This window comes from Roseimicrobium sp. ORNL1 (genome assembly GCF_011044495.1).
Taxonomy (GTDB): Bacteria; Verrucomicrobiota; Verrucomicrobiia; order Verrucomicrobiales; family Verrucomicrobiaceae; genus Roseimicrobium.
The window spans coordinates 3,470,420-3,481,808 of record NZ_CP049143.1; the positions used below are offsets into that span (position 1 = coordinate 3,470,420).

Genomic DNA, 11,389 nt, shown 5'->3' on the forward strand with positions numbered 1-11,389 from the left:
GCTTTACGGCCGTCCAAAAATACTGGCAATATCTCCGATATCGCTTATCAGGCGGCACGATGCTCATCACCACCGAAGTCACCGAGAAGGATTACCGTGCCTTGCAGTGGTCCGTCTTGATTGACCGCGCAAAGCTTCATTTGGGTGTCTTTGCCTGCCTTCCTCTGGCGGCGTTTCTTTTGTGGTTCTTCAGGGGAGCGGATGAGGCCGCGATCCTCCCGGCTCGGGTTTTCGCCTTTATCATTGGCGGCGTAGGACTCCTCTTGCTAGCCATCATCGCAGGGGCGTTTTTCAGCCGGAACAAGCTTCTGGGCGGCAAACCTGTGCCACTCGGACCGCACACTTATGAGGTGAGTGAGAAATCGCTCTCGGTGACGAGTGACCAGCGCCGCATGGAGTTTCCGGTGACTTCTCTTCGCTGCGTGACTGTAACCTCATCGCATTTCTTCGTGGTGCCGCGTCAGGGTACGGACCTCATCATCCCCCGGCGTGGTCTCAATGCTGAGCAGACAGAGGCATTGATCACATTTGGCGATGCGGTGAATCTCTCCGCGACATTGATCGATCGCTTTTTGGGGCAGAAGACAATTCCCGTGGAGGACGTCGCTCGATCCTTCGCCATCATGCGGTGGTCGTCACTCGCGATGATCTTCGCCTTGCCCTTCGCCTTCGGCCACGGTCCCATAAGCGCGGGTTCGTTGGTGCGGCCAGCTGTGTTTGGGGTTCTGTTCCTGGTATGCATGCTCCTGGCTTGGCGTTCTCGCAAACAAACGTGGTACAGCATGGCCTTCTGTTTGGTCGTCCTCATATTACCACTGAGCCGCCGGGGGGAGGGGCTCATGCATGATGGACAGATCTACCAGTGGGCGTTGACTCTGTACACGGTTGCCGGTCTTCCTCTTCTGTTGTTCCCGCGTTTCTTCCGCCGTCTGATCCGGATTCCCGAAACGGCAGCCCCGGCCCAGCAAAGTGCATCCGTGTCCTGATGCGACGCCAGATGGAGTGAGTGTCTGGGGGGGTATGGGCTGCTTGGGTGGGGATTTCCCGCCCCATTGCATCAACCGCTTGTGCGGGCCGCGATTCTGGGTGAAGCAACACGCTCTCCCAGTACCCGTTCCCCGTTCCTTTCTCTTCCCATCATCCCTCAATGAGCATCTTCGACAACGCCATCAGCGCCGGTGTGAAAATGGCCGTCAACCAAATGCTGGCGGACATCGGCAGCATCAGCCAGTTGCATCTGGACATCAAGGCCAAGACCGTCACTGCCACCGTGGAACTGGTGGGAGAGGTGTCACCCATCGACTTTCAAGTGGGCAAGTATGAGCTGGGCAAGAAGGACGATGGCGTTTACATTACCCTGAAGGAGATCACCTGCTCCCGCGAGTGGCTGCAAAAGGCCGTCCAGAAATTCGAGCCGGAGCCCACGATCAAGCTGCCTGACAAACTCGCCAGCGCTGTGAGCTTTGCCGGCATGGTGCAGTAGCAGGAATGCCGCTCGTGGGAGTGGCAGCGTCGCGCATCCCTCCCATGCATGGTGTGTGCCAAAAATGGCTTGTGCATCCCGGGGCATACCTTCATGTTGAGCTCATGAGGATCCCCCACTTCACCAGCCTGGCCCTGTCGCTGGCCTCGCTGCTGGCATTTGCTGTAGTTCCCGGGCTCAGTGCTCAAAACACGGTGTATTCCGCCGTCCAGGGGTCACTGGTGAAGGCCTCAGGCAGAGGTGTCGAGTCCTGTGACGCCTCCTCACTTCAGGATGCCAGGTATATCGCCATTTACTTTTCCGCCTCCTGGTGCCCCCCCTGCCGCGCTTTCACCCCGAGCCTGGTCAGTTGGTACAATCGGAACAAAGCCGCCAATCCCCACTTCGAGCTCATCTTCGTAAGCAGCGATGAGACCGCTGCCGACATGGCAAACTACATGAAGGCGTACAACATGGAGTGGCCCGCCCTGGCCTTCAACAGGAGGAATGTGGGGGCACTGGTGAGGTATAAAGGGAGCGCCATCCCGTGCCTGGTGCTCATTGATGAAAGCGGCACGGTGCTCTCCCACTCCTTTGTTGGTGGGACCTACGTTGGCCCACAGAAGGTACTGAGAGATATAGCGAGGATCCTGGAAGAGAATCCCGCCACCGCACCCAAGCGGGCCACCGCCGCCAGCCCGGCCATGGCAAGAAGCGCAGCACCCCAAACAGGAAGAGGAACTGATGCAAGAATTGGAACTGGAGAGGGTGCGACTGCTGTAACAGTAGACAAAGCCGGTGGGACGGGGGCGGCAGCAGCGCGCTGGATCCTTTCAAAATCGCTGGGTCCACAACTGTTCGCACCCGGGCAATAGGAGTGACACAGGCGTTTTGCATTGATTGAATGATTTCCAGCGTGACCCGGTCGAAGACTTCTTTCATGGCAAGTTACCAACCCTTCTTCGGCTTCGCCCTGGCAATGCTGCTGGGCAGCTGCGTGTACGTCCCACCGCCTGAGTACTACGGTGGACCACCTCCTCCGCCCGGGGAGCCGCCGCCGTACCACTATGATGGCCCACCACCTCCAGGCGAGCCCGACTATTACTTCGGACGCAGAGGGGGCAGGAATTACGAGTTCGATTACCAGCAGCGCCGCCGTGGTCACACGGAGTACCTGCGTGAGGTGGATCCTGCCTACGCCCCGGAGGATGAGTCCACAACCGGCGAGGGTGCCATGCCCCCAGATGGATACACGGGTGAGTCCCCTCAACCCTCCACGGGTTCTCAGACCCCGACACCGCCCCCACCGGCCCCGAAACTTGACCCTGCCACGGTGCCCTACGGCACGAAGACGAACACCCCCGGTCGTGCCAAGAGCCCCTATCCGCCCTATCGCGAGCTGGATGTCTCCGGCATGAAATCCGGCTCCATGGCCAAGGATCCCACCACCGGGAAAGTCTTCCGCGTGCCGTGATGCTGACAGGCCTGTTTAACGGTGCCTTGAGGCTGACTCATGTCTTGTAGCGAGTTCCGCTTTTGCCCGTTTCGGGAAGTGCATGCCGAGGCGATGCTCTCATGGCGCTACGCACCTCCGTACGGCATGTACAGTATTCATCCGCAGGACCGGCGTGCGGCAATCAAGGAATTGCTTCGTCCCGAGCTGCACTATGTGGCGGTGCTGGATGAGCTGGACGACCTGATCGCGTTCCGTTGCTTCGGCCCGGATGCCCAAGTGCCAGGTGGTAGCTACGTGGAAGAGGCGCTGGACCTCGGCGGAGGATTGCGCCCAGACCTTACCGGAAAGGGCCTGGGGCGGCATGTCATCGCCGCAGCGATGAACTATGCCATAGGGAGATTTTCTCCCACGCTCTTTCGGACGACGGTCGCGAGCTTCAACCAGAGGGCGGCGAAAGTCTGCGAGCGCCTCGGCTACCAAGTTGCTCGCTCCTTCGTGCGCCCTTCTGATGGCATGTCGTTCAACATCTTTCTCAAAGAAGCGCAGATGGTCGAGCTGGTGATTCCGATGACGGAAGCATGATTTTCAGCAACCACGCTCATCTATCGCAAACCATCGCTCAACCACCGCAAACTTCCCGGCTGCTTAGCCTCTCGCCACATCCATGCCGAAGTACGCATGGGCGTTCGCGTAGCAGATGCGCTTCACCATGCCACCGACGAGTTCGTAGTCATCTGGCACCAGCCCATTCTCCATGTCGCGGCCGATGAGGTTGCACAGGATGCGGCGGAAGTACTCGTGACGGGGAGGGGAGAGGAAGCTGCGTGAATCCGTGAGCATGCCCACGAAGTGGCTCAGCAGGCCCGTGGAGCTCAGCGCATTGATCTGCCACTCCATGCCCTCCAGACAATCGAGGAACCACCAACCGCTGCCGAACTGCAGACGTCCTGCGACGCCCTGCTCATTGCCCTGATAGTTTCCGATGATGGTGGAGAAGATGTAGTTATCCTTCGGGTGCAGGTTGTAGAGCACCACCTTCGGCAGGTGGCCGCGCTGCTCCAGCGTATCGAGGTAGAAGCGCAGGCCTTGGGCGTGGGACGGGTCATCAATGGAGTCGCAGCCGATGTCACGACCGAGGCTCTTGAAGAGGCGGGCGTTCGTGTTGCGCAGCGCACCGAGGTGGAGCTGCTTCGTCCAGCCCTTCTCCGCATCGAGCTGGCCGAAGTAGAGCATCAGGTAGGAGCGGAAGCGCGTGATGGCCTCTGCCGAGAGCGCCTTGCCCGCGCGTGCCTGGTCGAAGATGGACTTTGCCTCGGCATCCGTCGCCGTCTCCGTGTCCATATTTGTGAGACCATGGTCGCTTAGGCGTCCGCCAATGGAGTGGAAGAAGTCATGTCTCTGGCGAATGCCCTGCAGGAAGGAATCCAGCGTATCGCACGCCTGTCCCGTGATGCCCGCGAGCTTGTCCACCCAGGCATTCCACGCAGGCACGTCTTCCAGGCGCATGCCCGCGTCCGGGCGGAAGGTGGGATACACCTTCACGGGGAAGTCACTGAGCTTCGCCACGGCTTGGTGATGCTCCAGCGTATCCGTGGGATCATCCGTGGAGCACACCACGCGCACATTCGAGCGGGAGAGCAGGTTCCGGCAGGAGTACTCCGGCGTGGCCAGTTGCTCGTTACAGCGGTTCCAGATGCTCTCCGCCGTCTTTTCATTCAGGGGCTCGTCGATGCCAAAGAAGCGCTTCAACTCCAGCGCCGTCCAGTGGTAGAGCGGATTGCGCAGCGTGTGCGGCACCGTCTTGGCGAACGCGAGGAACTTCTCCTTCCACGGCGCATTGCCGGTCACATGGCTCTCCGGGATGCCATTGGCCCGCATCGCGCGCCACTTGTAGTGGTCACCCCCCAGCCAGATGTGGGCGAGCGTCTCAAATTTCTGGTCCCGCGCCATCTCATCCACCGGGAGGTGGGTGTGGTAGTCGTAAATGGGCTCATTCTCGGCATACTCATGGTAGAGCCGCCGGGCAGCCTTGGTCGTCAGGAGGAAGTCGTCGTGAATCAGAGACATGCCGCCAGCTAAGCGCGTAGCGGGAGCGGGGTCAAGAGGAGGGGTGGGGCAGACACAGTCGAACCGGAGCATCCCGCCCCCTCTGACAGCATCTCAAATACCCAGCAGCCCTGGGAGCGCTGGCCTCCGGCCGGCTGCCTCTAGCGCTTCGCCTTCACATCCAAAATCACCCACCCACCCGCAGGGGCTTTGTCATCGTACTGACTGAAGAGGTTCTGATCGCTACCGCTACCAAGGTCCTTCATCGGCACTGCTGTTCCCGTCTTTGACGCCAGCGGCTGAATTCCCACGCTGCTGTCGTTCATGCCAATGATGATGCCATTCCTCCATGCGCGCCCGCGCGTCTTGGTTTCTTTGGCATCGACATTCCACTTGGGTGACCAAGTAGCCACGGCCGGATTCTCATACACCAGGGGTATGCTACCGGGGTCCCGGTCATTCACGCCTTTCGTCATCGCCCAGTGGTTTTCTCCCGCTTCGACTGCCAGCTTGAACTCGGGTGCCTCACCGATGTTGAAATCAGGAACAAACGGACTCACTGCACAGCCGAACATACTCTCAGCATCACTACCTTCGAGGACGCCTGCCTTGAACAATTCGCGGAAGACCTCGTTGGCATTGCTTGTGTTCTGCAGAAATGCGTCCGGATACTTTCCATCGTGATCGGAAGAGTAGATGCGCAGTGCCGTGATGATCTGCCGGCAGTTGGAGATGCCCTTGCTTGTTTCACCTCTTTCTCTAAGTCCGGTGCGTGGTGTGATTAGCGCTGATGCAACGAGGAGCGCGGCAATTAAACCTACGATGACCTGCACCCAAGTGCATCCGCGTTTCTGGTGTGGTTGAGGGCCTTCGCTCATTGGGGAACTTGGATGTCAAGAATCTCTCCCTTGGGAAAAGTGGCGGGCTCAATCGACGCCTCAAAGAGGTCTCTGCCGTCAACCTTCTTAAGCGGCACCTCTACCCCCGTGTCCGAATCGAGCGGCTGCATACTTACGCTGCTGTCATTCAAGCCCACGATGACTCCACTCGGAGACGACCTGTGTCCGAGTCTCCATGCACGACCGCGAGTCTCAGTTTCCCTCGCATCTACGTTCCATTTTGGTGACCAAGTGGCAACTGCCGGGTTCTCGTACACCAGAGGAATGCTTCCTGGGTCTCTGTCCGAAACACCCCTCGTCATTGCCCAGTGGTTCTCGCCCGCTTCGAGTGCCTGCTTGCAGTCCGGCGTCGCGCCGATGTTACCATCAGGGACAAAGGGGCTGAGTGGGCATCCAAAGATGAGCTCATTGTCCAAGATGGTTTCCTGAAACAGCACCCGGAAGACTTCATTGGAAGTCCGCGGGTCGGAGAGCTCTGCATCCGGGTATTTCCCGTCATGATCGGAGGAGTAGATTCTCATCGCCGTGAGGATTAGCCTGCAATTCGAGATGCCAGTGAGTCTCTTGTCCTTTTCTCTGGTGATTGAAAGGAAGGGAATCACCAGCGAGCCGAGCATGAGTATCGCGACCACCATCGCCAGCACACTCATACAGCCGGAAAGCAACCTCTTGATTCCTTGAATGGCGCTGCTCATGTAACATGGGGTCTATAGATCTGCGGGCGCAATTTTTACGTTGAGTGTGTCTTCTTCACTTTGCGCCCGGAGTTGATTCCACGTTCAGGATCGTCCAGTCAGTGCCGTGCTGGGTAAATAGGTTCTCTCCGTCACCATTGACCAGGTCCTTTAAAGGCACCTCTGTCCCCGTTTTGGACCCCAGCATCTGAATGCCCACGCTGCTATCGTTCATGCCGATGATGATGCCATTACTCCAAGAACGCCCAGGAGTCTTGGTTCCCTTGGCATCAAGGTTCCATTTGGGTGGCCATGTAGCCACGGATGGATTCTCAAACATCAGAGGAATGCTACCCAAGTCACTGTCTGAAAGCCCCTTGGTGAGCGCCCAGTGGTTTTCGCCCGCTTCGAGCGCCTGCTTGAAATCGGGTGCCTTGCCAATGTCGCCGTCAGGAACATACGGACTCATTGGACAGCCGAAGAGCAACTCGTTATCGATGGCCATCGTCTGAAACAACACCCGGAAGGCCTCATTGGAGCTTCGTGGACTGGCCAGCGCAGCGTCCGGGTACTTTCCGCCGTGGTCCGACGAATAGATTCTCATCGCAGTGATGATCTGTCGGCAGTTGGAAATGCCGATGGTGATGTTGCCCCTTTTGGAGGTGCTACCAAGGTACGTAACGGCCACCGATGCCAGCAGGCAGAAGGCTATCAGGCCCACCACTATCTTCAAGCAATCGAGGCGGGGGTTCTTGTTGGATTGGATGACGTAGCTCATAGACTCAAGGTGCTCCTTCCACATCCAGCATGGCTCCCGTGGGAAGAGTGGTGGGATTGATCGCCGCCTCAAAGAGGTCTTTGCCCTCCGTTTTCCTTAGCGGCACCGCTGTCCCACTCTTTGACTCCAGCGGTTGGATGCCCACGCTGCTGTCGTTCAGCCCAACAATGACGCCATTGCTCCACGCCCTGCCTCGCGCATTCGTTCCTTTGGCATCCGCGTTCCACACCGGGGGCCAGGTCGGCTTCGCCGGATTCTCATACACCAGCGGAATCCCCCCCGGAGCACTGTCCGTCAGATCCCTCGTCATCGCCCAGTGGTTCTCTCCAGCATCTACGGCACTCTTCCGCGCGGGGTCATCGCGGCCGCCGATGTTTCCGTCCGGAACAAACCGGCTGATCGGGCAGCCGAATATCAATTCGTTGTCGAGAATGTTCTCTGTGAACAGCACGCGGAAGGCTTCGTTGGAACTTTGCGGATCCGTCAGTGTCGCATCCGGATATTCACCTCCATGATCCGAGGAGTAGATCCTCATCGCGGTGATGATTTGCCGGCAGTTGGAGATGCCCTTGGTGATGTTGCCTCTCGCACAGGTGCGGCCAAAGGTAGGCACCGCCAATGATGCGAGCAGCGCCAGGGCCAGGAGTGCCACCATCACCTGAACAAAAGTGAGGCGTGTCTTCTTGGGGGCGGGGGCTTCTTCATTCATGGGTATGTAACATGTTTGATGGCTTGTAGTCAGGCCTGTTCCACAGGAGAGGTTCTTGGGATTGAAGGGGTGATTTGGGCATGGTTTCTCCGGCGACCTGCCTGGAAGGGCGGTCATACAGGTGATGCTGCGTCTGGTATGTAGGAAGGTGGAGATCCCTCAGGTCATTCCACATTCAGCACCTCTCCCTTGGGAAAGGTCTTCGGATCAATCGCTGCCTCGAAAGCATCTTTGCCAGTGGCAGCATCCGGCTTCAGGCTTACGGATGGGCCATGCTCGGATGCCAACGGTTGAAGGCTCACGCTGCTGTCATTGAGTCCGATGATGATGCCCTTCTTCCAGGTGCGGCCCCGCACAGGCTTGCTTGCCATGTCGGCATTCCACCTTGGCGGCCACGCGGCGCTCACCGGGTTCTCATATACCAAGGGGATTTTTCCAGGGGCGGAGTCATTCAATCCCGCCGTCATCGCCCAGTGATTCTCTCCGGCCGCCACCGCCTTGGCGAACTTGGTATCTTGCGGACCGAGGTACGCATCTTCAATCTTGCCGTCAGGCACAAACGGGCTGACGGGCGAGGCAAAGATCATCTCATTGTCGAGGATAGCTTCATCGAAGAGTTTGCGGAAGACCGTGTTCGCAGTTTTCGCTCCTTGCACCTGGGCATCCGGATATTTCCCATCGTGTTCCGCAGAGTAGATGCGCAGGGCCGTGATGATCTGGCGGCAATTGGAGATGGCCTTCGTAATATTGCCTCTCTCCTGGATCCGATGACCCCCATCGCACGATACAGTCGCCAGGAGGAGCGTCAGCAGCGAGAAGGTAAGCACTCCCATACCCAGTTCCGCCTTGTTCAGTATTTGTCTGCGTTCCATGAGGCCATGGCACCAGAAAAGCTTTTGCGGAACAAGGCGGAATCAGGCCTTCACATACAATTCACAGTCCCTTCACATATCCCCAGGAACCATCGTAATGGCATCTGCGCTGGGCTCCGTTCGACGGCTGATGCTCACTCCACATCTAGCACCTCACCCTTGAAAACATCATCTGAGGCCGCCTCTAGAGCCTCTGCGAACAAGTCTTTTCCTGTGTATGGATCAGGCCGCAGACCCACGGCTGCCCCATGTGTCGAAGCCAGAGGCTGGAAGCCCACGCTGCTGTCATTCATGCCGATGATGATGCCACTCTTCCAGGCACGGCCGCGCACTGGATTTCCGGTCATGTCTGCATTCCACTTCGGAGGCCACGTGGCGCTCACGGGATTTTCATAGATAAGAGGGATGCTTCCTGATATTCCATCACTGAGTCCCGCCGTCATAGCCCAGTGATTCTCGCCAGCCTGCAAGGCTTTGCCAGACTTGCTTGAGTTGGGTCCGGCGTGGGGATCCGCAATGACTCCATCAGGTGCAAATGGGCTGAGGGGACAGCCAAAGATCATCTCATTGTCGAGGATGTTCTCCTCGAAGAGGAGCCTGAAGGCCTTGTTGGCTGTTTTTGTGCCAATGACGTCCCTGTCAGGATACTTGCCAGAGGCATCCGGGGAATAGATACGCATTACAGTGATGATTTGCCGGCAGTTGGAGATGGCCTGCGTGATCTTGCTCCGCTCAGAGGCTCTCTCGGATAGCTTGTATGCAACGCCGCTCAGAAGCAGCAGCGCCAGAATTACCACCCCAAGCTCGACCTTCGTGAGGCGCATCCTCTTATCCATGGTTGCATACCAACAGAGATTGCTGGGAAAGGCAAGTCCGCGGCGTGTGTCACTCCACACCCAGCACTTCAACCTTAAAAGGATCATCTGAGGCTGCCTCAGCTTCATCGAATGCCGCTTCGAACAAGGCCTTGCCTGTTTCGGGATCGGGACGCAGACCCACAGCTGCCCCATGTGCCGAGGCCAGTGGTTCGAGGCTCACGCTACTGTCATTGAGTCCAACGATGATGCCACTCTTCCAGGCACGGCCACGCACCGGATTCTCGGACATGTCAGCATTCCACTTTGGAGGCCACGTGGCGCTGACAGGATTTTCGTACAGCAAGGGGAAGCTTCCTGATGAAGAGTCTTCCAGTTCGGCAGTCATCGCCCAATGATTCTCGCCAGCCTGCACTGCCTTGTAGAACTTGCTTGAGTTGGGTTCGATGTGGGAATCTGCAATGACTCCATCAGGAGCGAATGGACTGAGTGGGCATCCAAAGATCATCTCATTGTCGAGGATCTGCTCCTCGAAAAGCTTCCGGAAGGCATGGTTGGCCGTCTTTGAGACGGTGCCCCTTGCATCGGGATACGTGCCGGAGCAATCAGAGGAATAGATTCGCATAGCCGTGATAATTTGCCGGCAGTTCAAGGTAGCCTTCGCGAGGTTGTTCCGTTCGTTCAGGCTCTCGAACACTTTGTATGCGATGGCGGTCAGGAGCAGCAGCGCCAGTATTCCCAACCCAAGTTCGACCTTCGTAAAGCGCTTCTTTTTATCCATGGTTGCATGCCATCAGAAATGGCATTGCAAGGCAAGTCCGCAGCGTGCTGTATTGGAGAAAGTTTCCTGCTCAACCTACCACTCCCGCCAGCACCACTTTCACCTGTGCGCCGCGTCCCGGCTGGCTCTGCACTTCCAGGGTGGCTCCCATCTTCTTGGCGCGCTCCTACATGCCTCAAATCCAGAAGTGCCTGTCTCACTCACCTGCATCGATATCCAGTACTTCTCCCTTGGGAAAATTCACGGGGTCAATCGCCAGTTCGAAGATGTCCTTGCCGTCGCGTTCCTTTGCCAACCCCACAGCTTTTCCCTCTTTGGCGGCAAGTTCTCGTGGGGACACGCTGCCGTCATTCTGACCAACGACGATGCTCTCCGTCCATGATCTGCCGCGGGTGTTCGTCCACCGCTGGTCGACACTCCAGTTTGGCGGCCAGGATGCGTTTGCAGGATTCTCGTATACGAGGGGAATGTCACCAGGCTTGTTGATATCCATCCCAGCCGTGAGAGCCCAGTGGTTTTCTCCGGGTTCCAATGCTCTGCGCTTCTCGTCATCATCACCAAGGATTCCATCGGGGACGAAACGACTTACTGGAGAGGTGAAGATCATTTCATTCTCGGTGTATTTTCCGTTGAAGAGTCTGCGAAAAGCCATGTTCGAATTCCGCGGCATATTCCCGAGTTGACTGTCCGGATATTTTCCGTCGTGGTCGGCGGCATACGCTTTCATCGCGAGAATGATCTGTCGGCAGTTTGCGGTGGCTTTAATCAGGTTGCCTTTTTCATATCGAAGGTACCCGGGTGCTTTCGGCCAAATGGCGTAGATGACCACCAGCGCCAGTACTCCGAGGCTTGCCATTTCAGATTTCGTCAGTCTTCTCACGCCCATACGCTATCCCA

The 11,389-nt window shown here is 57.7% G+C and carries 14 protein-coding genes; 5 read left to right on the forward strand and 9 right to left on the reverse strand.

Going from position 1 to position 11,389, the window contains the following annotated elements; translation table 11 throughout:
- Positions 1–59 precede the first annotated feature (59 nt).
- The 5 genes from G5S37_RS13875 to G5S37_RS13895 all read left to right on the forward strand — a co-directional run bounded on the left by G5S37_RS13875 (position 60) and on the right by G5S37_RS13895 (position 3,500).
- Entirely contained in the window at positions 60–986 is a 927-nt protein-coding gene (locus G5S37_RS13875) for a YcxB family protein (protein ID WP_165204875.1), read from the forward strand.
- Between the two features lie 161 nt (positions 987–1,147).
- Positions 1,148–1,483: a hypothetical protein gene (locus G5S37_RS13880; protein ID WP_165204877.1), complete on the forward strand. Its 336-nt coding sequence runs from the start codon at positions 1,148–1,150 to the stop codon at positions 1,481–1,483.
- Between the two features lie 104 nt (positions 1,484–1,587).
- Positions 1,588–2,337 (forward strand): thioredoxin-like domain-containing protein, encoded by a 750-nt coding sequence (locus tag G5S37_RS13885; RefSeq protein WP_165204879.1) that lies wholly within the window; start codon positions 1,588–1,590, stop codon positions 2,335–2,337.
- Between the two features lie 65 nt (positions 2,338–2,402).
- The gene (locus G5S37_RS13890; protein WP_165204881.1) at positions 2,403–2,936 is read left to right on the forward strand and encodes a hypothetical protein; all 534 of its coding nucleotides are present in this window, start codon (positions 2,403–2,405) and stop codon (positions 2,934–2,936) included.
- A gap of 93 nt (positions 2,937–3,029) precedes the next feature.
- Entirely contained in the window at positions 3,030–3,500 is a 471-nt protein-coding gene (locus G5S37_RS13895; protein WP_206026445.1) for a GNAT family protein, read from the forward strand.
- A 63-nt stretch (positions 3,501–3,563) separates the two neighbouring features.
- On the opposite strand, the gene uxaC is transcribed toward G5S37_RS13895, so the two are convergent.
- The 9 genes from uxaC to G5S37_RS13940 all read right to left on the reverse strand — a co-directional run bounded on the left by uxaC (position 3,564) and on the right by G5S37_RS13940 (position 11,348).
- Positions 3,564–4,985, reverse strand: a complete 1,422-nt coding sequence (gene uxaC / locus G5S37_RS13900; RefSeq protein WP_165204885.1) for a glucuronate isomerase — start codon at positions 4,983–4,985, stop codon at positions 3,564–3,566.
- A 140-nt stretch (positions 4,986–5,125) separates the two neighbouring features.
- Positions 5,126–5,842, reverse strand: coding sequence for a hypothetical protein (locus tag G5S37_RS13905; RefSeq protein ID WP_206026446.1), 717 nt, complete (start codon positions 5,840–5,842; stop codon positions 5,126–5,128).
- Positions 5,839–6,558, reverse strand: coding sequence for a hypothetical protein (locus G5S37_RS13910; protein ID WP_165204889.1), 720 nt, complete (start codon positions 6,556–6,558; stop codon positions 5,839–5,841). The genes G5S37_RS13905 and G5S37_RS13910 overlap by 4 nt, the downstream gene beginning before the upstream one ends.
- A 55-nt stretch (positions 6,559–6,613) precedes the next feature.
- Positions 6,614–7,315 (reverse strand): hypothetical protein, encoded by a 702-nt coding sequence (locus G5S37_RS13915; protein ID WP_165204891.1) that lies wholly within the window; start codon positions 7,313–7,315, stop codon positions 6,614–6,616.
- Between the two features lie 4 nt (positions 7,316–7,319).
- Positions 7,320–8,024: a hypothetical protein gene (locus G5S37_RS13920; RefSeq protein ID WP_165204893.1), complete on the reverse strand. Its 705-nt coding sequence runs from the start codon at positions 8,022–8,024 to the stop codon at positions 7,320–7,322.
- A gap of 164 nt (positions 8,025–8,188) precedes the next feature.
- Entirely contained in the window at positions 8,189–8,896 is a 708-nt protein-coding gene (locus tag G5S37_RS13925; protein ID WP_165204895.1) for a hypothetical protein, read from the reverse strand.
- 134 nt (positions 8,897–9,030) lie between these two features.
- Positions 9,031–9,732, reverse strand: coding sequence for a hypothetical protein (locus G5S37_RS13930; protein WP_165204897.1), 702 nt, complete (start codon positions 9,730–9,732; stop codon positions 9,031–9,033).
- A gap of 49 nt (positions 9,733–9,781) precedes the next feature.
- Positions 9,782–10,492: a hypothetical protein gene (locus G5S37_RS13935; protein ID WP_165204899.1), complete on the reverse strand. Its 711-nt coding sequence runs from the start codon at positions 10,490–10,492 to the stop codon at positions 9,782–9,784.
- Between the two features lie 196 nt (positions 10,493–10,688).
- On the reverse strand, positions 10,689–11,348 hold the full coding sequence (locus G5S37_RS13940; RefSeq protein WP_165204901.1) for a hypothetical protein: 660 nt from the start codon (positions 11,346–11,348) through the stop codon (positions 10,689–10,691).
- Positions 11,349–11,389 lie beyond the last annotated feature (41 nt).

Bases quoted from the DNA above. Each gene is read 5' to 3' on its own strand.
- G5S37_RS13930 (WP_165204897.1), bottom strand. From the start codon at position 9,732: ATGGATAAGAGGATGCGCCTCACGAAGGTCGAGCTTGGGGTGGTAATT.
- G5S37_RS13915 (WP_165204891.1), bottom strand. From the start codon at position 7,315: ATGAGCTACGTCATCCAATCCAACAAGAACCCCCGCCTCGATTGCTTG.
- uxaC (WP_165204885.1), bottom strand. From the start codon at position 4,985: ATGTCTCTGATTCACGACGACTTCCTCCTGACGACCAAGGCTGCCCGG.
- G5S37_RS13895 (WP_206026445.1), top strand. From the start codon at position 3,030: ATGCTCTCATGGCGCTACGCACCTCCGTACGGCATGTACAGTATTCAT.
- G5S37_RS13920 (WP_165204893.1), bottom strand. From the start codon at position 8,024: ATGAATGAAGAAGCCCCCGCCCCCAAGAAGACACGCCTCACTTTTGTT.
- G5S37_RS13940 (WP_165204901.1), bottom strand. From the start codon at position 11,348: ATGGCAAGCCTCGGAGTACTGGCGCTGGTGGTCATCTACGCCATTTGG.
- G5S37_RS13910 (WP_165204889.1), bottom strand. From the start codon at position 6,558: ATGAGCAGCGCCATTCAAGGAATCAAGAGGTTGCTTTCCGGCTGTATG.
- G5S37_RS13890 (WP_165204881.1), top strand. From the start codon at position 2,403: ATGGCAAGTTACCAACCCTTCTTCGGCTTCGCCCTGGCAATGCTGCTG.
- G5S37_RS13905 (WP_206026446.1), bottom strand. From the start codon at position 5,842: ATGAGCGAAGGCCCTCAACCACACCAGAAACGCGGATGCACTTGGGTG.
- G5S37_RS13925 (WP_165204895.1), bottom strand. From the start codon at position 8,896: ATGGAACGCAGACAAATACTGAACAAGGCGGAACTGGGTATGGGAGTG.
- G5S37_RS13885 (WP_165204879.1), top strand. From the start codon at position 1,588: ATGAGGATCCCCCACTTCACCAGCCTGGCCCTGTCGCTGGCCTCGCTG.
- G5S37_RS13875 (WP_165204875.1), top strand. From the start codon at position 60: ATGCTCATCACCACCGAAGTCACCGAGAAGGATTACCGTGCCTTGCAG.
- G5S37_RS13935 (WP_165204899.1), bottom strand. From the start codon at position 10,492: ATGGATAAAAAGAAGCGCTTTACGAAGGTCGAACTTGGGTTGGGAATA.
- G5S37_RS13880 (WP_165204877.1), top strand. From the start codon at position 1,148: ATGAGCATCTTCGACAACGCCATCAGCGCCGGTGTGAAAATGGCCGTC.